Genomic DNA, 24,839 nt, shown 5'->3' on the forward strand with positions numbered 1-24,839 from the left:
GTGGCTTGGGTCTGGTTAGTCGAAGCGCGTATCCTCGCCACTAGACTCGCAAGCTGATTGTTTTGTCGACACCCTCTCAGTGCTTGTGAAGAAAACCACTTCCTGTGTTTTCTTCTATCGCGAGTCCGGCACATGTGTGCATGCCATCCATGGCATGCCCCCTGTGGGCCAGCCTGCGGCTGTTCAAATCCGCTCCCGGCGGATTTGTCCGGACTCGCTCACGCGAATCAGGCACTGGCGTGCCCGATCCGCGCCCGGCCATGCATGGCCGGGCTTCGAGGTTGAAAAACTCAACCGCTCAGCCCGTGCGGGCGGCCGCGTCGAGCAGGTCGGCCGAAAGCGCCGAGGCGGCCGGCACGATGCGCGCGAACCCGGCCACACGCGCCGCCACCGCCAGCCGCTCGCTGCTGACCACCGCGGTCGCCGCACACAGCCGCGCCCACGCCGCCGCCGGCAGCCCCTGCTGCAGGTGATGCAGCGCCTCGGCGCTGGACAGCAGCACCCGCGCCGAAGCCGGCAAGCGCAGCAACGCCTCGATGTGACGCCGGTCCAGCCGCGGCGGCACCCGCCGGTAGACATGCACCTCCTGCAACTGCGCGCCACGGGCGGCGAGCTGTTCGCGCAGCACGCCGCGACCGCCGGGCGCACCGACCAGCGCCACCCGGCGACCGCGCAGTTCCCGCAACTCGGGATGTTCAAGCAGGCCTTCGCTGTCCTGCCGCTGCGGCGCCAGCGGCGTGGCGATGCCGTGCCGGCGCAGGGCCCGCGCGGTGCCCTGGCCTACCGCCAACACCGCGGCCGTGGTTCGCAGCGGCAACAAGGCGGCGGCGTGGCGCACCGCGGCCGGGCTGGTGAAGACGATCAGCTCCGCCGCCAGCGCCGCGCGCAGGCCACGGCGCGCGTCCACAGCATCCGCCACGCTGCGCAGGGCCAGGCCCGGCAGCAGCAGCGGCACGCCACCGAGTGCACGCACCCGGCGCGCCAGTGCCGACGCGGTGCCGGCCGGGCGGGTGATCACCACGCTGCGGCCGCGCAGATCCGGCTTGTCCCGGGGGTGTTGTCGTGCGGTCACTGTCATGGCCCCAGTGTAGCGGCCGCCCTACACTGGCGGGCTCCCCTCCGCAGGAACCCCGACCACGTGAGCAGCACCGACGACGCCACCTTGCACGCGCAACAGCTGATCCGCTTCATCCGCGACGAAATCCCGCTGGCCCGCGCGATGGACCTGCAACTGGCCGGTTGCGACGACGGGCACCTGGCCCTGCACGCGCCGCTGCCGCCGAACGTCAACGACAAGGGTTGCGCGTTCGGCGGCAGCCTGGTCAGCCTGATGACCCTGAGCGGCTGGGCGCTGGTGGAACTGGCGCTGCGCCGGCGCGAACTGGACTGCGACGTGTTCGTCGCCGAATCGACCGTGCGCTACCTGACGCCGCTGTGGCGGGACTTCCGCAGCGAGGCACGGCTCGCCGCCGAGGCCGACTGGGCCACCTTCTTCAGTACGATCGAGGCACGCGGCAAGGCGCGCATCGGCGTCGACTGCGTGGTGCCCGACGAGGTCGGCGCGCCCGCCTGTACCCTGGGCGCGCGCTTCGTCGCCAAACGCCGCGGCTGAAGTCGCTCGCCGCCACTTGGTGCAGAATGGCCGGATATCCATCGGGGGAGGAGCCATCCATGCGTCGCATCCTGAGCATTCTCGTCGTGCTGCCCGTGCTGCTGCTGGCCAGCTGCGCCACCAAGACCCGCAGCGACGCGCTGACCACCACGCTGAAGGCCTACGGCAGCACCTTGCGCTGGGGCGACTTCCGCAGCGCCGCGCAGTTCATCGACCCGGCGATGCGCACCGCCCATCCGCTGACCCCGCTGCAGCTGGCGCGCTACCAGCAGGTGCGGGTGAGCGAGTACGACGACGGCGCCGGCCCGGTGCCGAGCGGCGACTTCGACGTGCAGCAGACCGTGCTGATCAACCTGGTCAACATCCACACCCAGTCCGAGCGCAGCGTGGTCGATCACCAGCGCTGGCACTACGACGAGAAGGCCAAGCGCTGGTGGCTGACCAGCGGCCTGCCGGACATCACCCAGGACTGAGCCGCGCGCCCCGCGACATATCCGTATAATTGCCGGTTTACCCGAACTGGTGCGGCCACGGCACCTGTGGACTGACGATGAACGATTTCCTGCACAAGCTGCCCGAATTTGTCGGCAACCATGCCGCCTTGTCCGCCCTGTTCGTGATCCTGCTGCTGGCGCTGATCGTCATGCAGGTCAGTACGCTGTTCAGCAAGATCAAGGAGCTCAGCCCGGCCGGGCTGACCCAGCTGATGAACCGCGAAAGCCCGCTGCTGATCGACCTGTCGGCAATCGCCGAGTTCGAGAAGATGCACGTGCCCGGCGCCCGCCACGTGGCAATGAGCCAGTTCGACCCCGAGCACAAGGACCTGGCCAAGGCGAAGGAACTGCCGGTGGTGGTGATGGACAAGGATGGCCGCGGCAATTCGCTGAAGGCCTCGCAGCGGCTGGCCAAGGCCGGCTTCGGCAAGGTCTACACGCTGGGCGGCGGCGTGCTGGCCTGGCACGCGGCGCAGCTGCCGGTAGCCAAGGGCAACCGGTAGGAGCGCGCTGGCGCGCGATGCTTTTGCTTCTGCTTTTGCGAATCCCGAATCCCGAATCCCGAATCCCGAATCCCGGCTCCCGGCTCCCGGCTCCAAGAGCATCGCCCGCGAGCGGGCTCCTACGGCAACGGCAGGTCGTGGATGCCGGCGCGGCCGGCGATGATCTGCGCCAGCACGTCCGGCGCGTACTCGAACGAGTCGTAGTACAGCCGATCCTCCGGCAGCCCCGCGGCGAGGAACAGCGGGTGCGCGGCGTCGATCATCGCCGGCGGGCCGCTCATGTACAGGTCGTGGCCGGAGAGGCCGGGCTGATCGGCCAGCACCGCCTCGTGCACCAGCCCCATGCGCAGGCCATCGGCCAGTTCGGGGTGGGAGACCACGGCGTGGAACGTCAGGTTCGGCACCTCGCGCGCCCACCGCTCGGCCAGCGCGCGCAGGTACAGGTCGGCCGCGCTGCGCGCGCCCCAGTACAGCCGCATCGGCCGGCGCGTGCCCAGTGCAATGAAGTGTTCGACGATCGCCTTGACCGGGGCGAAGCCGGTGCCGCCGGCCATGAAGATCATCGGCCGCTCGGAATCCTCGCGCGGCACGAAGGTGCCCAGCGGCCCCTCCACGCGCAGGCGGTCGCCGACCTCGAGCACGTCGTTGACCCACGAGGTGAAGCCGCCACCGGCGACGTGGCGCACATGCAGCTCGATCGAACCGTCCCGCTGCGGGCCGTTGGCGATCGAGAACGGCCGGCGCCGGCCGTCCTCCAGCAGCACGTCCAGGTACTGGCCGGGCAGCCGCCGCAGCCGGCGCTCGCCGCGATCCGGCAGCAGGCGCAGGCCGATCACGTCCGCCGCCAGCCGCCACTTGGCGGCCACCACCACGCCGAGCTGGCGCCGCGCGATGTCCTCCACCGAGGCCACCTCGCGCGCTTCCAGCAGCAGGTCGCCGCACGGCACCGCCTGGCACGGCAGCACCGCGTGATGGGCCAGCGCGCCGGCATCCAGCGCCAGCGGCGGGTTGCGCGGGTATTCGCAGCGCCCTTCCAGCAGGGTCGCCTTGCAGCTGCCGCAAACGCCGGCGCGGCACGAATACGGCAACGCCACGCCCGCGCGCTGCGCCGCTTCCAGCACGGTTTCGCCGGGGGCCACCGGAAAGCGGCGGCCGGAAGATTTGAGGGTGACGATGGGCACTGGGTGCATTGTCGCGACGATCACAGCGGACAACAATGCGGGTTCGCTTTACAGGAATCAACGATGAGCCTCTGGAAACAATCCACCGACCTCGCCCGCCTCAACGGCTGGTGCGCCAACACCCTGATGGAGACGCTGGGCATCCGCATCACCGCAGTCGGCGACGACTGGCTGGCCGGCAGCATGCCGGTCGACCGGCGTACCCACCAGCCGTACGGCCTGCTGCACGGCGGCGCCTCGGTGGCACTGGCCGAGACGCTGGGCAGCACCGCGGCCATGCTTACGCTCGATCCCGAGAAGGAACGGGCGGTAGGCCTGGACATCAACGCCAACCACGTGCGCGGCGTGCGCGAGGGCAGCGTCACCGGCACCGCGAAGGCGCTGCATATCGGCCGCACCACCCAGGTGTGGGAGATCCGCATCGAGAGCGAGGAGGGCACGCTGGTGTGCATCGCGCGCCTCACCATGGCGGTGATCCCGGCACGCGGCATGGGCGTGCGTTGATCGTGACGTTCCCGCGAGCACCCGCCCCTCACCTCAATCCTCTCCCCTGCGTGGGGAGAGGAGGCGAACGAAAGAGGCGCGGTACCCGATGACAGCCGGCACGCCGTACGCCAGCCTCACTCCCGACCTCGTGCTCGACGCGGTGGGCGCCTGCGGCTTGTGGCCGGATGGCCGTCTGCTCGCGCTGAACAGCTACGAGAACCGGGTGTGGCAGGTGGGCCTGGAACACGATGGATTGGAGCCGGCCGCGCCGGTGATCGCGAAGTTCTACCGGCCCGGCCGCTGGAGCGACGCGGCGATCATCGAGGAACACGCGTTCACGCAGGAACTGGCCGAGGCCGAACTGCCGGTGGTGGCGCCGCTGGCCTTCGGCGGCCGCACCCTGCTGCATCACGGCGGCTTCCGCTACGCGCTGACGCCGCGCCGCGGCGGCCGCGCGCCGGAGCTGGAGGCGACCGATCAGCTGCAGTGGCTGGGCCGGCTGATCGCACGTCTGCATCTGGTCGGCGCGCGAGCGCCGTTCGCGCATCGCGGCCGGCTCGACCGCGACACGATGGTGCAGCAGCCGATGCATGCGGTGCTCGCCTCGTCGCTGCTGCCGGCCGCCCTGCAGGGGAACTACCGTGCCGCCGCGACGCGGCTGGATGCGGCGATCGCCGCACGCCTGGAAGCGGTCGGCCCGGTACGCCAGCTGCGCCTGCACGGCGACTGCCACCCCGGCAACCTGCTGTGGACCGATGCCGGCCCGCACTTCGTCGATTTCGACGACGCCCGCAGCGGCCCCGCCGTGCAGGACCTGTGGATGCTCGCCAACGACGAGCGCGCGATGGACGCCGTACTCGAGGGCTACCGCCAGTTCCGCCCGTTCGACCACGCCGAGCTGGCGCTGGTGCCGGCGCTGCGCGCGATGCGCCAGCTGCACTACGCCGGCTGGATCGCCGCGCGCTGGCACGACCCGGCGTTCCCCGCCGCGTTCCCGTTCGCCGCCGAATCGCGCTGGTGGGAACAGCACGTCGCCGACCTGCACGAGCTGGCCGACGGACTCGAATAGCTCCACAACCAGGTAGGAGCCCGCTTGCGGGCGATGCTCTTGGAGCTGGGATTCGGGATTCGGGATTCGCAAAAGCAGAGCCTCGCCCGCAAGCGGACTCCTACCGCGGCTCCTACCGCAAGAACTTCCTTCCGCGCACGCAAGCAGGCATGCTTGGACGGATACCCGCGAGCCGAGCATCCCATGAAGCGATCCAAGACCGCCGCCCTGCTGCTGATGAGCACGGCCCCGCTGTTGCTGACCGCCTGCGACCGCAGCGAAAGCGCGTCGCGCGAAGGCCTGTACACCTCGGTCGAGGCCTGCGTGGCGCAGACCAACGACCGCGATACCTGCCAGCAGGCGTTCGCCAAGGCACAGCGGGATGCGACCACCAATGCGCCGCGCTTCGCCAACCGCGAGGCGTGCGAGGCCAGCTACGGCAAGGAGCAGTGCGCCGAACGCAGCGATGGCGCCAACCATTCGTTCTTCGGCCCGCTGATGACCGGTTTCTTCCTGTCGCAGATGATGCGCAACGGCATGGCCGCGAACGGCTTCAACAGCGCGCCGGCGTTCCGCGACAGCAACGGCGGCTGGCAGCGCCCCGCCGCCGGCGCCGGTACGGGCGGCGTCTATCGCGGCGGGGCCGGCACCGCGATGGTGCCGGTCAACGCCACGCCGAACCGCGCGGTCACGGTCAGCCGTTCCGGCTTCGGCAGCTCCGGCAGCAGCCGCGGCATCGGCGGCTGATGCGCCGCGTCGCCACCGCCGCGCGCCCCGACTGGCGCGCGAAGGCCGCCGAGTGCGGCTTCGGCTTCCACACCATCGACGATGCGCCGTACTGGGACGAGTCGGCGTACTACGCCTTCACCCTGCGCGAAATCGAGGACGACCTCGAAGCGCCCAGCGAAGAACTGCACGCGATGGCGCTGGACATGGTCGAGCGCATCGTGGGCAGCGAGCGGCACATGCAGCAGTTGGCGATCCCCGAGCCGTACCGCGACTGGATCGCCGAGAGCTGGCGCAGGCGCGACCCCCACCTGTACGGCCGCCTGGACTTCGCCTACGACGGCACCGGCCCGGCCAAGCTCTACGAGCTGAACTACGACACGCCGACCTCGCTGTTCGAGGCCGCGTTCTTCCAGTGGCAGTGGCTTGAGGACCAGCTCGCGCACGGCCAGCTGCCGGCCGGCAGCGATCAGTTCAACTCGATCTACGAGTCGCTGGTGGAGGCGTTCGGCACCATTGCGCGCCGGATCGCGCGGCCATTCCTCTTTGCCGCCGTGCGCGATTCGGCGGAAGACCAGGGCACCGTGGCCTACCTGCGCGACTGCGCGCTGCAGGCGGGCATCGACTGCGGGCTGCTGGCGATCGAGGACATCGGCCTGTCCGAGGACGGCCGCTTCACCGACCTCGACGACCAGGTGATCGGCTGCCTGTTCAAGCTGTACCCGCTGGAGGATCTGTTCCGCGAGTCGTTCGGCGCGTACCTGCCGCGCGCCGGCCTGCAGCTGATCGAACCGCCGTGGAAGGCGCTGCTGAGCAACAAGGGCATCCTGCCGCTGCTGTGGGAAGCGCACCCGGGCCACCCGAACTTGCTGCCGGCGATGTTCGACGATGGCGGCGAGCTGCCGCGCGGCTGGGTGCGCAAGCCGCTGCACTCGCGCGAGGGCGCCAATATCGCAATGCGCCTGGACGATGGACGCCAACTCGCCACCGGCGGCCCCTACGACGGTCCATGCATCCGCCAGGTCTGCCACCCGCTGCCGACCTTCGACGGCCACCACCCGCTGCTCGGCAGTTGGGTAGTCGGCGACCGCGCCTGCGGCATCGGCATCCGCGAGGACAGCACGCTGATCACCCAGGACAGCGCGCGCTTCGTGCCGCACGCGATCGTCGAGGAAGCGCGCGGCGTGCTGATCGCCTGAGAGCCCGCGCGCCGACGGCTCCCGACGCGGGATTTCCGCAGACTTCGGACAGGCTCTAAGCTTGCGTCTTTTTCCGCACAAGGCCCCGCATGCGCACCGTCCTGTTCCGCCTGATCGGCGTCCTCGAAATCGCCGGTGGTTTCTACGGCGTGGCTGCGATGTTGCGCCGGTTGCTGCCGTTCGGTGCGCACGACAGCCTGGTCGCCCTGCTCGGCCTGGCGCTGTACGGCTTCGTGCTGGCCGCAGGCATCCAGCTGGTGGCCGGCAGCGAGCACGGCGTGCGCATGTCGCGCTGGGCGCAGCTGCTGCAGCTGCCGCTGATCGCCACGCCGCTCTTCAGCTACGGCCTGCACTGCGGCGCCTTCGTCAACGTGTTCGCCACCCTGCAGGCCACGCCGCGGCTGGGCCTGGACTGGCACTTCGGCACGCAGGGTTTCGTGCTCGCCGCGGCCGGCCCGGCGGTGTCGCGCCTCGGTATCAACCTGCTGGCGCTGCTCTCCTGGCTGGTGCTGCGCCTGCGCTGACACTCCTGCTCCCTCCCCTGCGACGCAGGGGAGGGCCGGGGTGGGGTGCCTTTGATCTTCCCTGCCAGCCCGAGCAACCCCTCCCAGCCTCCCCTGCAGGCAGGGGAGGAACCCGGGCAGCGGCTATCATGCGCGGATGAATACGCCCGCCGCACTCCCCGTCATCCGATTGAAGTCCGACCGCGCTCCCGGCCACCCGTGGGTGTGGTCGGCGCAGCTGCACAAGCCGGAGGCGAAGCTGCCGCCGGGCAGCGTGGTCGAGGTGCACGACGCGAAAGGCCGCTTCATGGGTCGCGCGCTCTGGAACGGCCACGCGCGCATCGCGTTGCGCCTGCTCGACACGCATGCGGATGCGGTGATCGACGCTGACTGGATCGCCGCGCGGATCGCCCGCGCGGTGCAGCTGCGCCGCGACTGGCTGCAGCTCGATGCCGTCAGCGACGCCTGGCGCGTGGTGCACAGCGAGGGCGACGGACTCTCCGGGCTGATCGTGGACCGCTACGCCGACGTTCTCGTCATCGAATACTTCGCTGCCGGCATGTGGCGTTTCCGCGAGGCGATCCACACCGCCTTGCTCACGCATTTCCCAGGCGCGCAGCTGTACTGGTTTGCCGAGTCGCACGTGCAGAAGCAGGAGTCGTTCGACTGCCGCAGCCCCGAGGTGCCGGCGCCATTCGAGGTGCACGAACATGGGCTGCGCTTCCACGCCGCGCCGGGCCTGGGCCACAAGACCGGCTTCTTCGCCGACCAGCGCGACAACCGCAAGCGCTTCGCGGAACTGGCGAAAGGCCGTCGCGTGCTCGACCTGTGCTGCAATGCCGGCGGCTTCGCCGTGCACGCGATGGCGGCCGGCGCGCGCGAGGCGGTCGGCGTGGATCTGGATGCGGGCATCCTGGAAGTCGCCCGCGCCAACGCCGCCGCCAACAACGTCGCGGTGGTGTTCGAGCAATCCGACATCTTCGACTGGGTGCGCGCCGCGGTGACGCGCGGCGAGCGCTACGACGCGGTGGTGCTCGACCCGGCCAAGCTCACCCGCGACCGCAGCAAGGTGATGGACGCGCTGAAGAAATACTTCGCGATGAACCGCATGGTGCTGGACATCATCCCGCCTGGCGGCCTGCTGCTGACCTGCTCGTGCACCGGCCTGGTCGGCGAGGCCGAGTTCCTGGAGATGCTGCGCCGGGTGGCGCTCAACGCCGGCCGCGAGATCCAGGTGCTGGAAGTGCGCGGCCCCGGCGCCGACCACCCGTTCCGCACCGACGTGCCGGAAGGCCGCTACCTGAAGGCGGCGTTCTGCCGGGTGGAGTGAGGTAGCGCGACCGGGGTAGGTTGGGGTGAACGCAGCGAACCCCAACATGCTCGCGCCGTGACGTTGGGGTTCGCTGCGCTCACCCCAACCTACGCGGCTGCGAAAACCAAAGCCGGCGGGCCGTGCCCGCCCTACGCGGCTGCGGGTGGGGCAAAACCGCCGTTTTTTTGTAGGAGGCGCCTGCGCGCGATGCTCTTTCGCTACCTGACGAAGAGCATCGCGCACAGGGTGCGCTCCACAGCAACGTGGTGTGGGTCAGGGTTTTTGCGGCAGCCGCCCGCGCAGCGAAGCGGCGTCGAACGGGCCGGCCTGCGCGACCAGCTCGCGCGCGGCACCCACCTGGTCCCAGGTGTTCCACAGCAGCACGCCGCGCACGCGGCCACCGTCCAGGTAATACACCACGCCCTCGCGGTTCGGCTCGCGCCAGTCCTCGACCACCTCAAGGCGCGTGTCGAGCAGGCCGACCGCCTCGTAGCCGAGGTCGAACAGGTCCGAATAGAAGAACGGCAATACGGTGTATTCCCCGGCCACGCCGGCCATCGCGCGGCCGGCATGGCGGCCCATGCTGACCGCCGCGTCCTCGTGCTCCACGCGCAGGCGCCGGCCCAACGCCGGATTGTGGAAATTGGCCACGTCGCCGGCGGCCCAGATGTCCGCATCGCTGCTGCGCAGCTGCGCGTCGACCACGATGCCGTTGTCGACGGCTAGCCCGGCCTGTTCGGCCAGCGCGGTGTTCGGCGTCACGCCGAGGCCGGCCACCGCCGCCTCCACGCGCAGCAGGCTGCCGTCGGACAGCGTCAGCTCGACGCCACCATCGGTGGGGTTGCTGCCCTCCACGCGCACGCCGCTGCGCACGTCCACGCCGCGATCGCGGTAGTACGCGTCGAGATAGCGCGCCAGGCCCTCGGGATAGCGCCCCGCGCCGATCGTCCCGCCGGGAAACAGCAGGCTCACCTTGCAGCCGAGGGCGCACAGCGATGCGGCCAGTTCGCAGCCGATGAAGCCGCCGCCGATCACCGCGATGAAGGCGCCAGGCTTGGCGTAGCGCCGCAAGGCCTGGTAATCGTCCAGCGTGCGGAAATGGATGATCCGCTCGCCGCCCTCGAACGGCAGCCGGCGCGGGGTGGCGCCAGTGGCCAGCAGCAGGCGGCGGTAGCGGTAGCTGTCGCCGTGGTCGTCGCGCGCGGTACGCGCGACCCGGTCCAGCGACTCGATGCGCCGCCCCATATGCAGCACAGCGCCGCTGGCCGCGGTAGCCAGGTCGATGTCGGCCACCGACTTGTCGCCCTTCCACAGCGACTTGGACAACGGCGGACGCTGGTACGGCGCCTGCGCCTCGGCGCCGACCATGCCGACGTTCGCCGCGGCATCGACCTCGCGGATCGCCTTGGCAGCCGCATCGGCGGTCATGCCGCCGCCGATGATCAGGTAATCGTGGATGTGTTCCATGAGCTTCTCCCGGGCCGACGGATCGGCCCATGATGCACCACCGCGATCGCGGTGGCGTGAATCAGGCGCAGCCGACGAGACGGCTCGACGTACACTGGATGCATCATCCCGGGAAAACGTTCCATGACGCTCGCCGAAACCCTGCTGATCATCCTGGTCATCCTCGCCGCGCTGGTACTGCTGTTGCAGGTCGCGCTGCTGCTGCGCGGCCGCGGCGACCCTGGCCTGGGCGCGAAACTCGATGCCCTGAAGGACGACAGCGCCCGCGTCGAACGCACCCTGCGCGAGGAGCAGCGCGCCGGGCGCGAAGAGCTGCAACAGGGCTTCGACCGCTTCCGCGGCCACGTGGGCGAGCAGCTCGGCGACATGTCGCGGCAGCAGGCTGAGCGCATCGACGGCTTCGGCCAACGCCTCACCGCGCTCACCGACGGCACCAGCCAGGGCCTGCAGACGCTGGCGCAGCAACTCGCCGAGGACGCACGCAAGAGCCGCGCGGAAACCACGCTGGCGCTCAACCACTCCGGCGAACAGCAGCAGCAACGTCTCGCCGCGCTCACCGCCGACAACGAGAAGCGCATGGGTGAGGTGCGCGCCACGCTGGAGAGCAAGCTCGGCGCGATCCAGCAGGACAACGCGGCCAAGCTGGAACAGATGCGCGCCACCGTCGACGAGAAGCTGCACGCCACGCTCGAAACCCGCCTCGGCGAGTCCTTCAAGCTGGTGTCCGAACGGCTCGAAGCGGTGCAGCGCGGGCTGGGCGAGATGCAGAGTCTGGCCACCGGCGTCGGTGACCTCAAGCGCGTGCTCGGCAACGTGAAGACACGCGGCGTACTGGGCGAAACCCAGCTCGGCGCCCTGCTCGAACAGCTGCTTGCGCCCGACCAGTACGCCGCCAACGTGGCGGTGGTGCCCAACGTCGACGCACGGGTCGAATACGCCATCCACATGCCCAACGGCGTCGATGGCGCCGCGCTGTGGCTGCCGATCGACGCCAAGTTCCCGCTCGAGGATTACCAGCGCCTGCAGGACGCCCAGGAAAACGCCAACGCTGTCGCCGCCGCGGACGCCGCCAATGCGCTGGAACGGCGCGTGCGCGAGGAAGCCAAGCGCATCCGCAGCAAGTACGTGGTGCCGCCGCACACGGTGGATTTCGCCATCCTGTTCCTGCCCACCGAGGGCCTGTTCGCCGAAGTGCTGCGGCGGCCGGGCCTGTTCGAGTCGCTGCAGCGCGACCACCACATCACGGTCGCCGGACCGACTACGCTGGCGGCGATCCTGACCAGCCTCAAGGCCGGCTTCCGCACGCTGGCGATCGAAAAGCGCAGCAGCGAGGTATGGCAGCTGCTGGGCGCGGTCAAGACCGAATTCGGCAAGTTCGGCGCGGTACTGGACAAGGTCAAGAAGAATCTGGACCAGGCCAGCAACCAGATCGACGCGACCGGCGTGCGTACCCGTGCCATCGAACGCAGGCTGCGCGGCGTGGAAACCGCGCCGGGCGACGTCACCCGGCAGCTATTGGACGACGTGCCCGCGACGGACGACCGCGACGACGACACCGAGACATGACTTCCCCGCCGCGGTCGGACCAGCGCCGGCTTGACGCGGACGTTAGACTGCCCCATCCGGCCACCCGAGATTCCCCATGAGCGAGCAGCGCAACCCGAACGATGTCAGCCAGGAGCAGGCCGAGGAGGCGGTGCGCACACTGCTGCGCTGGGCCGGCGACGATCCCGCTCGCGAGGGCCTGCTGGACACGCCCAAGCGGGTGGTGAAGGCGTACCGCGACTGGTTCTCCGGCTACGAGTCCGACCCGGGCGACTACCTGCGCCGCACCTTCAGCGAGGTGGACGGCTACGACGAGATGGTGGTGCTGCGCGACATCCAGTTCGAGAGCCACTGCGAGCACCACATGGCGCCGATCATCGGCCGTGCCCACGTCGGCTACCTGCCGACCAACCGGGTGGTCGGCATCAGCAAGCTGGCGCGCGTGGTGGACGGCTTCGCGCGCCGCTTCCAGGTGCAGGAGACGCTCACCGCGCAGATCGCCCAGTGCATCCAGGAGACCCTGCAGCCGGCCGGCGTGGCGGTGGTGGTCGACGCTAGCCACGAATGCATGACCACCCGCGGCGTGCACAAGCGCGGCGTGTCGATGGTGACCAGCCAGATGCTCGGCACCTTCCGCGAGGACGCGCGCACCCGCGCCGAGTTCCTGCAGTTCATCGGCATCCACGGCGGCCACCGCTGAACGTGCGGCTGGCTGCCGCGCTGGCACTGCTGGCGGCGGCGACCGCGCTGGCGCAGGACACGCGTTCGGAGTACCTGCAGGCGTTCGACCGCGACGGCGACGGCCGGGTCAGCGAGGCCGAGTACCTGGCGTACATGGGCCGCGGCTTCCAGGCGATGGACCGCAACGGCGACGGCATCCTCGAAACCGACGAATTGCCCGGTGGCCGCGGCCAGCCGATCACGCTCACGGAATACCAGGACAACCTGCGCCGGCAGTTCCACAAGCTCGACCGCAACCACGATGGCTACCTCGACGCGAAGGAACTGACCGCGCCACCGCGCTGAAGCCGATCTCCATGCAGGAGCCCGCTGGCGGGCGATGCTCTTGCTTTTGCGAATCCCGAATCCCGAATCCCGGTCCCAAGAGCATCGCCCGCCAGCGGGCTCCTACGATTTCAAGAGACTCAGGCCGAGATCGCCAGCTTCTCCGAACGGTACAGCTGGGCGGTCGCCAGCAGCGCGATCAGCGCCGCCGCCAGACTGCCGGCCAGACACAGGCCGATCTGCGCGGCGCTGACGCCGTCGCCGCGCAGCAGCTGCATGATGCCGAGGTTCTGGCCCAAGAGCGGCACCGCGTACATCCACGCCTGCGCCTTGATCGGCATGAACGACAGCAGCAGGCTGGGAATGATCGGCACCAGCATCAACAGCGAGATGTAGGTCTGCGCCTCGCGGTAACTCTTGGCGAACGCCGCCACCATCGACTGCAGCGCGGCCAGCAGCAGCACCAGCGGCAGCATCAGCAGCAGCGCGTACGTCGCGAAGTGCAGGCCCAGGTCCAGCTCCATGCCGATCTTCTCCGCCGGAATGAACTGCCCCACCACGGCGAACGCCAGCAGGGTGATCAGCAGGCTGGCGGTGGAGAACGCGCAGATCGCCGCCAGCTTGCCGCACAGGATCTTCCAGCGCGCCACCGGGTTGGCGAACAACGGCTCCAGCGATTGCCGCTCGCGCTCGCCGGCGGTGAGGTCGATCGCCAGGTACATGCCGCCCATGAAGATGGTGATCACGAAGAAATACGGCAGCATCGCGAACATCAGCACGGCGCGCGACTGCGGCGTGGCCTGGTCGCGCCTGGCCACCTGCAGCGGCCACGCGGTGCTTGGTGACAGCCCGCGCGCCACCAGCCGCATCGCGCCCTGCTGGCGCGCGTAGCCTTCCACCAGCTGGGTGACCCGCTCCACCGAGCTGTTCGCGTCGCGCTGCGAGGAGTCGTAGAACAGCTCCACCTGCACCGGCTCGCCCTGGCGCCAGGCCTTGCCGTAGCCGGGGGCGACGCGCAGCACCACGTCGGCGTCCTGCTTGCGCACCGCCTGCGCGGGGTCGGCCACCGGCGCGGCGGCCAGCACGCCGCCCGCCTTCAGTGCGTTCATCAGGTTCGGTGCGTACTCGGCGCCGATCACCGGCACCGGCAGCGGCTGCTCCGCCTTGTCCAGCTCGCGGTTCAAGGTGAGGTTGATCAGCATCACGAACAGCAGCGGGCCCAGCAGCGGGCCGGTGAGGAAGGCGCTCATCAAGGTGCGGCGATCGCGCAGGTTTTCCTTCACCTCTTTCAGGAACACGGTGAGGAAGGCGCTGCTGGGCCGGGTTTTCGATGGGGTCGTGCTCATGCCGCCAGTCCCTCATCGGTGCCGATGATCTTCACGAAGGCGTCCTCCAGGTTGGATTCGCCGGTCTGCGCGCGCAGCGCGTCGGGCGATTCGTCGGCTACCACGCGGCCGTGCGCGATCACCACGATGCGGTCGCACAGCGCGGCGACCTCCTGCATGATGTGGCTGGAGAACAGCACGCAGCGGCCCTCGTCCTTCAGCCGCCGCATGAACTGGCGCAGCGCGCGGGTGGCCATCACGTCGAGGCCGTTGGTCGGCTCGTCGAGGATCACGTTGCGCGGGTCGTGTACCAGCGCACGGGCGATCGCGGTCTTCACCCGCTGGCCCTGCGAGAAACCCTCGGTGCGGCGGTCGGCGATGTCGACCATCTCCAGCGCCTTCACCAGCGCCTCGCGCCGGCTAGCCAGCAGATCCTCCGGCAGGCCGTGCAGGCGGCCGAAGTAGTCGATGTTCTCGCGCGCGGTCAGTCGCTTGTACAGGCCACGCGCATCCGGCAGCACACCGAGCTGGCGGCGCACGCCGAGCGGGTCGGCCGCCGCGTCGATGCCGTCCACCAGCACCTGGCCGCGATCGGGCGTCATCAGCGTGTAGAGCATGCGCAAGGTGGTCGTCTTGCCCGCGCCGTTGGGACCGAGCAGGCCGGTGATCTCGCCGTCGCGGGCGGTGAAGCTGACGCCGTCGACGGCTTTCACCGCGCCGAACGCCTTGTGCAAATCCCTTACCTCGATCATGGCGCGGCTCCTTAAGGGGTTGAACCGTTGAAGTCGATGAAGATCGGCGTGGGCTGCAGGCGGTCCAGGCAGCTCGCGTCCAGCGTCTTCGGCTCGGGCTGCTCGACGAAATGCTGGATCAGCTGCGGCGTGCAGCCGGTCGCCATCACGCTGTGCGCCTGGCCCTTGAGCACTAGCACGCGCGCGTTGGGCAGGCCCTTCGCCACCTCGTCGGCGTAGCGCGGCGGGGTCACCGGGTCATACTGCCCGGCCAGCAGCAGCACCGGCTTGGCCGTCTTCAGCGGAGCGTGAAAATCGACCGGGCGCGTGCCCTTGGGCCAGACCGAGCAGACCGCCTTCAGCGCATCGACCATGCGCGTGCCCAGCATGGTCTGCGCGTCCTGCGGGCGCGCCGTGAGCAGGTCCGCATCCTCGGCGCAGATCACCGAATACTGCATGCCGCTGCCCATCAGCTCGGACAGCTCGCCGGAAAGCAGTTTGGCCTGGCCGAGCAACGGGCCGACGTCGCCGCGTGCGGCGGCGTCGATCGACAGCGGCAGCAGCGCGGCGGTGGCCGGCGTATAGGCGAACATGCGCACCACGCTGGCCAGCGCATCCTCGTCCAGCATCCGCTTCACCGTCTGGTAGTTCTGCGGGTCGCGGAAGCTGACCTGGTGCGGGTTGGCGCGCAGCGCGTCGCGCAACTGGTACAGGGTCTGGTCCGGGTCGCCGAACTTCGCCTTGCACGCCGGCTCCGCAGTGCAGCGGACGAATTGCGCCTTCAGCGCGTCGTCCAGGTTGCGCGCGAAATCCTCGCCCAGCGCCAGTTCGTTCGGCACCGCGCTGTCCAGCACCACGCTGCGCACCGCATCCGGGAAGCGCCGCAGGTACTGCTGCGCCATCCGCGTGCCGTAGGACACACCGACCAGGTCGAGCGGCGGTGCGCCGAGCGCCTTGCGCACGTCCTCCAGATCCTGCGCCGCGATGGTGGTGGTGTAGTAGCGCGGATCGGCGTGACCGGCCAGCTGCTTCAGGCACGCGGCGGCGGCCGCGCGCAGCTTGTCGGCATCGAACGTGCTGTCGTCCGCCGGAGTGGTGGCCTCGGCGGTTGCCTTGCAGTCGAGCGCATTCGAGCCGCCGGTGCCGCGCTGGTCCAGCAGCAGCACGTGACGATGCGCCAGCAGCGGCTTCAGCACCGACGCCACGGTGCCGGCCGAATCGGTCGCCGCCTGGCCGGGGCCACCGGCGAGGAAGGCCAGCATGTCCGGGCTGGCCACCTGCGCACGCGAGCGCAGCACGGCCAGCTTCAGCTTGATCGTGCGGATGTGCGGATCGTCGCGGTTCTCCGGCACCGGAAAATCGGCACACCACGCCGCCGTGCTGAGCCCGCTATTCGGCTGCGCCAGCTCGCAGGCGGACAGGGTGACGGCGCCGAGCTTCCATGTCGCCGGTTTGGCCGGAGCCACTTTCACGGCAGGCGCTGGTGAGGCGATGGCCGCGGGCGGCAGGCCCTTGTCCTGCCCGCGGCGATGGCCGCTGTGGTTGGCGGCAAAGATCGCCACCGCGATGGCGACCACCGCCCCCATGCGTGCTCCGGACTTCTTGTTCACGTGCTGCTCCCTGGATCGAAAATCGATTCAATTGGACGGCCAAACAGTTTCGCAAGCTTGAACGCCAGTGGCAGGCTGGGGTCGTAGCGGCCGGTCTCGATCGCATTGACGGTCTGCCGCGACACGTCCAGCCGCTTGGCCAGGTCGGCCTGCGACCAGCCATGTTCGCCGCGCAGTTCGCGCACGTGGTTATGCATGGCGGCGGTAGCGCCGGGCGACCACCAGCTTGGCCAGGCCGAACGTCGCGAACAGGCACGGCATCACCCAGATCGCCACCGTTCCGCCGCGCACCTGCCAGCCCACATCTGCCAACAGCAGCAGGCCGAAGCTGAAAAAGCCGAAGCCGGTCGCCATGGCAGCTATCGCAAACGATTCCAGGTCGATGCGCCGCTCCAGTTCGTCCTGATCGCGCACCACCCGCACCATCGCGCGGATCGCCAGCACGATCGGCAGCAGCGGCAGCAACGCCAGCCCCACTCGCCAGGGCAGGCTGGCAAGCTTCGGCAGCAGCAGCCCCGACAGCACGATCAGCACCACATAGGCCAGCATGGCCGGGAAGAACTCGCGCAGATAGCGTTTATGGACGGCGCGCATCGGAAGCTCCAGTAGTGGTGATGGACAGCGACTCAGGCGTCATGGGATGGCACGGTCGAGGAGCGACGGCGGCGCCAACGCAGGATGCCCTGCACCAGCACGAACAGCACCGCCGCGGCCGCCATACCCACGAATATCCCGTGGTCGAAGCCGTCCCGGCGACGCCAGGCGAGCCACCCCACCAGGGCGGTCAGCCCGGCAACCAGCAGCAGGCGCCAGCGCAGCGGTATGCCGGCGTCATCGCCGGCGCAGCTCGCCTCGCTGCCGTAATGGCGCGCTAGCAGCGCCAGCGCGACCTTGAACGGCGCACTGGCCGTGCCGCGCACCAGCGGCCACGCCACTGGCAGCACGGCGACATACAGCACCATCGCCAGCGCCACCCGGCGCCGGTAACGCCTTTCCGTAAAACGCGGCATACCCCATCCCCTCCTGCGTTTCGCCTGGCGGCCGACGCCGTACACACCTGGCACCCCGCCGGTCATGTCAAGCAACCTTGACAAGTGCAGGATAGGCAGGCTTCCCGAGCCAGGTCAAGGTCACTTTACAGAAGGGTTTTCAAATTCCCGGTTCAAGGTCGCCACGCATGAAAATGGCATGATGACGGCGCGATAAATAAGTGACATAGTTCGCAGTTTGAAGTGCCGATTTTTGTCAGGGAAAGCTGACAAATTATGCGAAAAGCCTTGCCCAGCTTCAAATACGTCACTCCGGCGAGCGGCTTGGCTGGTTTGAGTAACCGTTTACGTGCAGATTCTGGCACACCGCTTGCCTTGAGCAGTCAGCCGCCTTAGAAGCCAAGGCCGGCATTCGATGTCCGGGGGGACTCCCGAAACCGCAACACACGTCGGACGGATCTCCAGCCAGCTGGTCCGGCGCTACCCGCTGCCGCCCATGCAGAACCATCACCCGTACGCACTTACAGGAACGATCGACCCATGAACAAGACCCTGCTTTGCACCGCCCTGGTTGCCGCCGTCGCCGCCACCGCCCTTGCTCCGACTGCCCAGGCGGCCAGCAGCGGCACCATCAATTTCACCGGCAAGGTGTTGGCCGACACCTGCGTCATCCAGATCAACAACAGCACGAGCAACGTGGTCGCCCTGCCGACCGTCATGACCGCCGCGTTTGGTGCGGCCGCGGGCAACGTGGCCGGCGCCACCAACTTCACCGTCGACCTGAGCAACTGCGACACGAATACCGCGAACGCCAACATGGCGTTCACCGCCGGCCCCAGCATCGACACCACCAGCGGCAACCTGAAGAACGCCACCGCCGGTGGCTCGAACGTGCAGATCCAGCTGCTAAACAGCACCAGCGCGGTCATCAACACGTCGACCCAGGCCAACGCCCCGGTCATCGCGGTCAAGGGCGGCACCGGCTTCACCACGCTCACGGCTCAGTACGTCTCGACCGCCACGGCCACCACGGCGGGCCTGGTCACCTCGTCGGTCGGTTTCACGCTGACCTATCTGTAAGCAGGCATTGACGCGCTGCAGCCAGGGGGGACGTGGCTGCAGCGCTCCTGCTGTCGATCGCCGCGATGCATTGATCCGCACGGACACCCTGATGAAAAGCCTGCTCTGCGCCCTCGGTGCAGCCTTGCTGGTGCTTGGCGCCAGTACCGGCTCCGCCCACGCCAGCGTGGTGATTGCCGGTACGCGCGTGGTGTTTCCGGCGGCCAACGGCGAGGTCACCGTGCGCCTGAGCAATGCCGGCAACCAGCCGGCCCTGATCGAGGCGTGGATCGACGGCGGCAATCCCGATTCCACCCCCGACAGCGCCAAGGTGCCGTTCCTGATCACGCCGCCGCTGGCGCGCATGAACGCGGGCAAGGGCCAGAGCCTGCGCATCGTCTACACCGGCCAGCCGCTGCCCACCGATCGCGAGTCGCTGTTCTGGCTGAACGTGCTGGAGATTCCGCCCAAGCCCACGGCGAAGCCGGGCGAAGAGCAGAACACGCTGCAGTTCGCCGTGCGTTCGCGGCTCAAGCTCTTTTTCCGCCCGGCCAACCTGGCCGGCGATCCTGCCACCGCGGCCCAACAGATCACCTGGGGCGTGGTCACGGACGGCAATGGCTACGCGCTGGAGGCCCGCAACCCCACGCCGTACCACATCACTTTCAGCAAGCTGTCGCTGAGTGTCGGCGGCGCGACGTATGCGCCGGCCAACGGCATGGTGGTGCCACGGTCGTCGCTGCGCCTGCCGGTCAAGCGGCTGGACCGCGCGCCGGCGGCGGGCAGCACGGTCGACTACACCGTCATCAATGACTTCGGTGCCGCCGCGTCCTACCAGGGCACCATCACGCCGTGAGCTGGCCGCGCGCCAGCGCCCCGGTGGCGGCCCGCCGCCAGCTGCTGTCCGCGCTGATCGGCCTGGCCTTGTGCGGCTGGGGTAGCCACGCCGTGGCCGCAACGACTGCCGCCGGCCCGAACGCCGACGCCAGCACACCGGCCGTCGACGCCATGGACGCCAGCTTCGACCGCAGCATGCTTTCCGGTGCGGGGCAGAACACCACCGACCTGTCCCGCTTCGAGCGCGGCAACTTCGTGCCAGCCGGCACCTACAGCGTCGACCTCTACCTCAACGACCGTCCGGTCGGCCGCAGCGACGTGCGTTTCGCCGCGGCATCGGCCGATGCCAGCGCCACCCCCTGCGTGACCCGGCCCTTGCTCGACAAGCTGGGGCTGCACCCGGCCGACCTGTCGGCCCGCACCGGCGCCGGGCTGACCGACGACAAGCTCTGCGTCGACATGGCCAGCGTGATTCCCGGCGCCAGCATGGCGTTCGAGATGTCCGACCTGCGCCTGGACACCAGCGTGCCGCAGGCCTACCTGGGGCAGCAGGCACGCGGCTACGTCGACCCGAAGTACTGGGACTCCGGCGTCAACGCCGGCCTGCTCAACTACAACTTCAACAGCTACCGCACCAGCAGCCACGGGCTGTCGCAAACCTCGTCTTACCTCGGCTTGAACGCCGGCGTGAACCTGGGCCGCTGGCACCTGCGCCACAACTCCTCGCTGAGCTGGCAATTCGGCGGTGGCGCGCGTTCCGGCCACCACTGGCAGAACATCGCCACCTACGCGCAACGCGACCTGCCGCAACTGCACGCGCAGCTGACCCTGGGCGATGCCTGGACCAGCGGCGAGATCTTCGACAGCATCGGCCTGCGCGGCGTGCAGATCGCCACCGACGACCGCATGCTGCCGCAGTCACAGCGCGGCTACGCGCCGACCGTGCGCGGCATCGCCGACAGCAATGCCAGGGTGACCGTGCGCCAGAACGGCATGCTGATCTACCAGACCACGGTGGCGCCCGGTCCGTTCGTCGTCGACGACCTCTACGCCACCGGCTACGGCGGCGACATCGAGGTCAGCGTGACCGAGGCGAATGGTCGCGTGCACACGTTCTCGGTGCCGTACGCCTCGGTGCCGCAGCTGCTGCGCCCGGGCGTCACCCGCTTCAGCGTGGCCGCCGGCCAGCTGCGCAACGCGACGATCGAGCACCAGCCGAACCTGGTGCAGGCGACCCTGCAGCGCGGCTTCTCCAACCTGCTGACCGGCTATGCCGGCGCGGCGGCTTCGCCCGGCTACGGCGCGCTGCTGCTGGGCGGCGCGCTGAACACGCGCTACGGCGCGCTGGCCATGGACATCACCAGCGCGCGCACGCGCATTCCGGGGCTGGACACGCTGTCCGGCCGCAGCGTGCGCCTCAGCTACAGCAAGATACTGGCGCAGACCGGCACCTCGCTGACCGTGGCCGCCTACCGCTATTCGACCAGCGGCTTCCTCGCCCTCGGCGATGCCGCGCGCGCGCGCGACTATGCGCGCCGCGGCCTGCCGGTCTTCGCCAGCGGCCCGGCCCGGCCGCTGACGATCAACGGCATGCCGGTTTCCGACCTGCTCACCCCGGCGCAGCAGGCCGCGCTGGCCGGCGTCGACTACCGCGACTATCTGGTGCCGAACGGCGTCGACCGCCAGCGCAACAGCTTCAGCCTCACCCTCAGCCAGCGGCTGGGCAGCCGCGGCGGCTCGCTCTATGTCAACGGCTCGGTGCGTGACTACTGGAACCGCGGCGGCACCGATACCCAGTTCCAGCTCGGCTACGACAACTCGATCGGCCGAGTGAACTACAACCTCTCGGCCGGCCGCGAACGCGACCTGTTCGGGCGCAGCGACAACCGCTACATGGTCAACCTCACGATCCCGCTGGGCAACGGTTCGCACAGCCCCATTTTCACCGGCAGCCTCAGCCGCGACGGCAACGGCGGCATGCAGGAACAGGCCACGCTCGGCGGCAACGCCGGGGCCGACGACCGCTTCTACTACGGCGCCACCGCCACCCACGACAGCGGCCCCAGCGCCACCGGCAGCACCGCCAGCGTCAACGCCGGCTACCGCGGCAGCCATGCGCAGCTCAACGCCAACTTCGGCGCGGGCAGCGGCTATTCCCAGGCATCACTGAACGTGGCGGGCGGCATCGTCGCGCACCCAGGCGGGGTCACCTTCGGCCAGCCGCTGGGCGACACCGTGGCGATCGTGCAGGTGCCCGACGCCGAGGGTGCGCGCGTCGGCAATGCGACCGGCGTGCGCATCGACCACACCGGCTACGCGCTGGTGCCCTACCTCAGCCCCTACGTGCTCGACACGATCGAGATCGACCCCGCCGGCCTGCCGCTGGACGTGCAGCTGGACAACACCAGCACCCAGGTGGCGCCGCGCGCCGGCGCCGTGGTGATGGTGAAGTTCAAGAGCGAGAGCGGCCGCTTCATGCTGGTCCGGGCGCACCAGGCCGACGGCACGCTGCTGCCGTTCGGCGCGGAAGTGGAAGACGGACAGGACCAGGTCATCGGCATCGTCGGCCAGGCCGGACACATCATGATGCGGGCCAGCCGGGAAGCCGGCCGCGCCACCGTGACCTGGCAGGACGCAGGCCACGAGCGCCGTTGCAGCTTCACCTACCACGTCCCCGCCGCCCGCGGCGAGGGGGTCGGGCGCTATGCCGTGCAGGACGCCGTCTGCAGCGAGTCGCCCGCCACCGGTCCGGCCGCCGCTTTCGAGAGCACGCCGCCATGAGCATCCATCCACCGCGCCAGCGGACACCAACCATGGGCCTGGCCCGCGGCGGGCTGCTGCTGCTCATCGCGTTGCTTGCAATCATGCCCGGCCGCGGCTGGGCCAAATGCTATTTCGATCCGGGCAACTCGCAGGGGACCTACTCGGTGGCGCTGCCCGCGACTATCGTCAACGATCCGGCCACCCCGGTCGGCAGCGTGCTGTACACGTCGTATCCCACGCCGATCAACCAGCCGGTTTCCTTCACCTGCGACAGCAAGGGCGGCAACGACCGCTGGGGCCTGGTGAACAAAGCCGGCAGCACCCCCGCGACGACAGACAACCTGTTCCCGATCGGCACTACCGGCATGGGCTACCGGGTACTGCAGCGCGGCAGCTATATCTACCCGTACGACTACTTCAACCTGGGAAACGGCGCCTGGTACGAGAACGATGCCGTCACCATCGAGCTGGTGAAGACCGGCACGATTGCCAACGGCACCACGCTGCAGGGTCCGCTGGCCAGCTTCAAGGCGGGCACACCGGGCAACTTCATCTACGACGCGGTGATCAACCTGGCCAACAGCCTGACCTTCACCGCGCCCGCCTGCCAGGTCAGCACCAGCAACATCACCGTGGCGCTGCCCACGGTCACCAGTCAGGCCTTCAGCGGTGTCGGTTCGGTCGCCGGCACGACGCCGTTCTCGATCGGGCTGACCTGTTCCAGCGGCGCCACCGTGCGCATCACGCTGGACACGGCCACGCCGGTCGCCGGCAAACCAGGCGTGATCGCGCCGTCGAGCGGCAGCACCGGCGGCGTCGGCGTGCAGGTACTGGATTCGTCGGGGGTGACACCGGTGTCATTCGGCGTGGCCCAGACCATTGGCGCCACGCCGAACGGTACGCTCACGGTGAACTATTTCGCCCGCTACTACCAGACCGGGAGCACGGTAAGCGCCGGCCTGCTTGGCGCCACGGCGACGTTCACGCTCTCCTACCAGTAATTTCGGACGCGTCACCAGGGCTCGCGCGGCCGGCATCCGCGCCTACGCGGCGTCGCTCGGTTCAATCGTAGGTGTGCACGACCAGCTTCGCCGCGGCGGCGCCGTCGGCATTGCGCCGGGCGTAGCTGACGAAATAATCCAGCAAACGATCGTGGCCGCGGTTGGCCGCAGTCAGGTCGATCACCTCGCGCGTGTAGCTGCGGCCGGCATCGGTGGCGGTGCGGCCGCAAGCCAGATGCTGCGCCGCCGGGCTGCCGGCTTCCTGCGCGATGGAACCGGCTTCGGCGACGACACACGTCGGCTCGACCACCGCACCGGAAAACACGACGCGACCGCTCGCCGCCCAGACGTTCGACGCGCCCACGAGCATGGCCAGACCTGCCAATGCAAAGCCAAGCGGACCGCTCATACCGCTCACCTCGTCGAGATACCGCTCCCTTGAACATGGAGCCTCTCAGCGGGCTATCGACCCCAGTCCGTCCGACCTTGATCGATTCCGGCGCACCCATTGCCGGAAATGTGATGGCGATCACATTGACCGAGCGAACCGTGACCCTGACGCGACTGGTCCGTCACTCCGCCACGGTCATTTAGCCTTGGGCAAGTGAAACGGCCGTGACGCGTCGGTGAACGGTAACCCCGCCGGGCGTCATAGCCGGGCGCCTCGCCGCGGCCGTGTTCAGCGCGACGAGATGTATTTCTCGCGGCGGATCTGCGCCACCGGCAGGCCGAAATCCTTCAGCGCATTGAAGGCGGCGTCGACCATGTTGGGGTTGCCGCACAGGTAAGCGATGTCGCGGTCGGCGTGGGGGCCGAGTTCGGCCAGCACGTTCTGCACGTGGCCATAGCGGTCGTCGGGACGCGGCACGGCGCGGGCCTCGCGGCTGAGACAGGCATGGAAGGCGAAGCCGGGGTGGACCTGGGCGAACGCCTCGAATTCCTCGCCGTAGAGCAGCTCGGCCTCGCTGCGGGCGCCGTACAGCAGCACCACTTCGCGGCCGCCCGCGGCCAGCAGCTTCCCGATCTGCGGCAGCATGGCGCGATACGGGGTGACGCCGGTGCCGGTGGCCAGCAGCAGGTAGCGCGGGTGGCGATCGCTTTCCTGCAGATAGAAGCGACCGTAGGGACCGCTGGCATCGACCACCCCGCCGACCGGCAGCTCGCCGAGCAGTTTCGTCGCCGCGCCGCCCTCGACATAGCTCACCGCAATTTCGATGCGCCCGACTTCTGTCAATCCGCCCGGCAAGCTGCCGTCGCCGACGGTGCCCACCGAGTAGCTGCGCTTGGTCGCCGTGCCGTCGTCGTAGTGGAAATGCACCTGCACGAACTGGCCCGGCTGGAACGCCAGCGGCTGGCCATCGACGCGCTCGAGCACCAGGTGGCGCACGGTGGGCGCGAGCATGCGGCTGTCGACGAGGCGGAGCTGGAAGGGGTCGGCCATGG

General features: G+C 69.2%; 27 protein-coding genes. 16 read left to right on the forward strand and 11 right to left on the reverse strand.

Going from position 1 to position 24,839, the window contains the following annotated elements:
* Positions 1–298 precede the first annotated feature (298 nt).
* Positions 299–1,078: a uroporphyrinogen-III synthase gene (locus tag AC3WTD_RS07265; RefSeq protein WP_027491589.1), complete on the reverse strand. Its 780-nt coding sequence runs from the start codon at positions 1,076–1,078 to the stop codon at positions 299–301.
* Between the two features lie 60 nt (positions 1,079–1,138).
* Here AC3WTD_RS07265 and AC3WTD_RS07270 point away from each other — a divergent pair, with 60 nt between their 5' ends.
* The 3 genes from AC3WTD_RS07270 (at position 1,139) to AC3WTD_RS07280 (ending at position 2,609) form a co-directional block, all read left to right on the forward strand.
* Entirely contained in the window at positions 1,139–1,612 is a 474-nt protein-coding gene (locus tag AC3WTD_RS07270; RefSeq protein WP_027491590.1) for a YiiD C-terminal domain-containing protein, read from the forward strand.
* Positions 1,613–1,671: 59 nt separating this feature from the next.
* Positions 1,672–2,085: a hypothetical protein gene (locus tag AC3WTD_RS07275; protein ID WP_027491591.1), complete on the forward strand. Its 414-nt coding sequence runs from the start codon at positions 1,672–1,674 to the stop codon at positions 2,083–2,085.
* A gap of 77 nt (positions 2,086–2,162) precedes the next feature.
* A complete protein-coding gene (locus AC3WTD_RS07280; RefSeq protein WP_027491592.1) occupies positions 2,163–2,609 on the forward strand; it encodes a rhodanese-like domain-containing protein in 447 nt (148 codons plus the stop codon).
* Between the two features lie 119 nt (positions 2,610–2,728).
* On the opposite strand, the gene AC3WTD_RS07285 is transcribed toward AC3WTD_RS07280, so the two are convergent.
* Positions 2,729–3,799, reverse strand: a complete 1,071-nt coding sequence (locus AC3WTD_RS07285; protein WP_492613386.1) for a 2Fe-2S iron-sulfur cluster-binding protein — start codon at positions 3,797–3,799, stop codon at positions 2,729–2,731.
* A 54-nt stretch (positions 3,800–3,853) separates the two neighbouring features.
* Here AC3WTD_RS07285 and AC3WTD_RS07290 point away from each other — a divergent pair, with 54 nt between their 5' ends.
* The 6 genes from AC3WTD_RS07290 to AC3WTD_RS07315 all read left to right on the forward strand — a co-directional run bounded on the left by AC3WTD_RS07290 (position 3,854) and on the right by AC3WTD_RS07315 (position 9,082).
* A complete protein-coding gene (locus AC3WTD_RS07290) occupies positions 3,854–4,294 on the forward strand; it encodes a hotdog fold thioesterase (protein WP_492613387.1) in 441 nt (146 codons plus the stop codon).
* 88 nt (positions 4,295–4,382) lie between these two features.
* Positions 4,383–5,345, forward strand: coding sequence for a serine/threonine protein kinase (locus AC3WTD_RS07295; RefSeq protein ID WP_027493630.1), 963 nt, complete (start codon positions 4,383–4,385; stop codon positions 5,343–5,345).
* Positions 5,346–5,528: 183 nt separating this feature from the next.
* Positions 5,529–6,071: a DUF1190 domain-containing protein gene (locus AC3WTD_RS07300; protein ID WP_027493629.1), complete on the forward strand. Its 543-nt coding sequence runs from the start codon at positions 5,529–5,531 to the stop codon at positions 6,069–6,071.
* Positions 6,071–7,249, forward strand: a complete 1,179-nt coding sequence (locus AC3WTD_RS07305; RefSeq protein ID WP_492613388.1) for a glutathionylspermidine synthase family protein — start codon at positions 6,071–6,073, stop codon at positions 7,247–7,249. The genes AC3WTD_RS07300 and AC3WTD_RS07305 overlap by 1 nt, the downstream gene beginning before the upstream one ends.
* An 89-nt stretch (positions 7,250–7,338) precedes the next feature.
* Positions 7,339–7,773, forward strand: a complete 435-nt coding sequence (locus AC3WTD_RS07310; RefSeq protein WP_492613389.1) for a hypothetical protein — start codon at positions 7,339–7,341, stop codon at positions 7,771–7,773.
* Positions 7,774–7,909: 136 nt separating this feature from the next.
* Entirely contained in the window at positions 7,910–9,082 is a 1,173-nt protein-coding gene (locus tag AC3WTD_RS07315; RefSeq protein ID WP_492613390.1) for a class I SAM-dependent rRNA methyltransferase, read from the forward strand.
* Between the two features lie 255 nt (positions 9,083–9,337).
* Here AC3WTD_RS07315 and AC3WTD_RS07320 read toward each other — a convergent pair whose 3' ends face one another.
* Positions 9,338–10,531: an NAD(P)/FAD-dependent oxidoreductase gene (locus AC3WTD_RS07320; RefSeq protein WP_027493492.1), complete on the reverse strand. Its 1,194-nt coding sequence runs from the start codon at positions 10,529–10,531 to the stop codon at positions 9,338–9,340.
* A 123-nt stretch (positions 10,532–10,654) separates the two neighbouring features.
* On the opposite strand from AC3WTD_RS07320, the gene AC3WTD_RS07325 reads away from it, so the two are divergent.
* The 3 genes from AC3WTD_RS07325 to AC3WTD_RS07335 all read left to right on the forward strand — a co-directional run bounded on the left by AC3WTD_RS07325 (position 10,655) and on the right by AC3WTD_RS07335 (position 13,102).
* Complete coding sequence (locus AC3WTD_RS07325; RefSeq protein WP_492613391.1) at positions 10,655–12,097, forward strand: DNA recombination protein RmuC; 1,443 nt, start codon at positions 10,655–10,657, stop codon at positions 12,095–12,097.
* Positions 12,098–12,173: 76 nt separating this feature from the next.
* Positions 12,174–12,776 (forward strand): GTP cyclohydrolase I FolE, encoded by a 603-nt coding sequence (gene folE / locus AC3WTD_RS07330; protein ID WP_492613392.1) that lies wholly within the window; start codon positions 12,174–12,176, stop codon positions 12,774–12,776.
* Positions 12,777–12,778: 2 nt separating this feature from the next.
* Positions 12,779–13,102 (forward strand): EF-hand domain-containing protein, encoded by a 324-nt coding sequence (locus tag AC3WTD_RS07335; protein WP_027493489.1) that lies wholly within the window; start codon positions 12,779–12,781, stop codon positions 13,100–13,102.
* 119 nt (positions 13,103–13,221) lie between these two features.
* Here the strand turns inward: AC3WTD_RS07335 and AC3WTD_RS07340 are convergent, their stop codons facing one another.
* From AC3WTD_RS07340 to AC3WTD_RS07365, 6 genes are read right to left on the reverse strand one after another with little or no spacing between them, the layout of a single operon-like run.
* Complete coding sequence (locus AC3WTD_RS07340; RefSeq protein WP_492613393.1) at positions 13,222–14,427, reverse strand: ABC transporter permease; 1,206 nt, start codon at positions 14,425–14,427, stop codon at positions 13,222–13,224.
* A complete protein-coding gene (locus AC3WTD_RS07345; protein ID WP_027493487.1) occupies positions 14,424–15,158 on the reverse strand; it encodes an ABC transporter ATP-binding protein in 735 nt (244 codons plus the stop codon). The genes AC3WTD_RS07340 and AC3WTD_RS07345 overlap by 4 nt, the downstream gene beginning before the upstream one ends.
* Before the next feature lie 11 nt (positions 15,159–15,169).
* Positions 15,170–16,723, reverse strand: coding sequence for an alpha/beta hydrolase (locus AC3WTD_RS07350; RefSeq protein WP_027493486.1), 1,554 nt, complete (start codon positions 16,721–16,723; stop codon positions 15,170–15,172).
* Positions 16,724–16,743: 20 nt separating this feature from the next.
* Positions 16,744–16,944: a helix-turn-helix transcriptional regulator gene (locus AC3WTD_RS07355; protein ID WP_027493485.1), complete on the reverse strand. Its 201-nt coding sequence runs from the start codon at positions 16,942–16,944 to the stop codon at positions 16,744–16,746.
* Positions 16,937–17,341 carry a UbiA prenyltransferase family protein gene (locus AC3WTD_RS07360; protein ID WP_037090152.1) on the reverse strand — a complete coding sequence of 135 codons (405 nt, stop codon included), beginning with the start codon at positions 17,339–17,341 and terminating at the stop codon, positions 16,937–16,939. Before AC3WTD_RS07360 ends, AC3WTD_RS07355 begins: the two co-directional genes overlap by 8 nt.
* Positions 17,342–17,373: 32 nt before the next feature.
* Entirely contained in the window at positions 17,374–17,757 is a 384-nt protein-coding gene (locus AC3WTD_RS07365) for a hypothetical protein (RefSeq protein WP_027493484.1), read from the reverse strand.
* Positions 17,758–18,276: 519 nt separating this feature from the next.
* Here AC3WTD_RS07365 and AC3WTD_RS07370 point away from each other — a divergent pair.
* From AC3WTD_RS07370 to AC3WTD_RS07385, 4 genes are all read left to right on the forward strand, one after another.
* Positions 18,277–18,816, forward strand: a complete 540-nt coding sequence (locus AC3WTD_RS07370) for a fimbrial protein (protein WP_492613394.1) — start codon at positions 18,277–18,279, stop codon at positions 18,814–18,816.
* A gap of 91 nt (positions 18,817–18,907) precedes the next feature.
* On the forward strand, positions 18,908–19,651 hold the full coding sequence (locus tag AC3WTD_RS07375; RefSeq protein WP_492613395.1) for a fimbrial biogenesis chaperone: 744 nt from the start codon (positions 18,908–18,910) through the stop codon (positions 19,649–19,651).
* Positions 19,648–22,413, forward strand: a complete 2,766-nt coding sequence (locus AC3WTD_RS07380; protein WP_492613396.1) for a fimbria/pilus outer membrane usher protein — start codon at positions 19,648–19,650, stop codon at positions 22,411–22,413. Before AC3WTD_RS07375 ends, AC3WTD_RS07380 begins: the two co-directional genes overlap by 4 nt.
* The gene (locus tag AC3WTD_RS07385) at positions 22,410–23,396 is read left to right on the forward strand and encodes a fimbrial protein (protein ID WP_492613397.1); all 987 of its coding nucleotides are present in this window, start codon (positions 22,410–22,412) and stop codon (positions 23,394–23,396) included. Before AC3WTD_RS07380 ends, AC3WTD_RS07385 begins: the two co-directional genes overlap by 4 nt.
* A gap of 61 nt (positions 23,397–23,457) precedes the next feature.
* Here AC3WTD_RS07385 and AC3WTD_RS07390 read toward each other — a convergent pair whose 3' ends face one another.
* A complete protein-coding gene (locus tag AC3WTD_RS07390) occupies positions 23,458–23,805 on the reverse strand; it encodes a hypothetical protein (RefSeq protein WP_235642456.1) in 348 nt (115 codons plus the stop codon).
* A 270-nt stretch (positions 23,806–24,075) separates the two neighbouring features.
* Entirely contained in the window at positions 24,076–24,837 is a 762-nt protein-coding gene (locus AC3WTD_RS07395) for a ferredoxin--NADP reductase (RefSeq protein WP_492613398.1), read from the reverse strand.
* Positions 24,838–24,839: the final 2 nt, after the last annotated feature.

The sequence above is a fragment of the Rhodanobacter sp. FW106-PBR-R2A-1-15 genome (assembly GCF_058789735.1).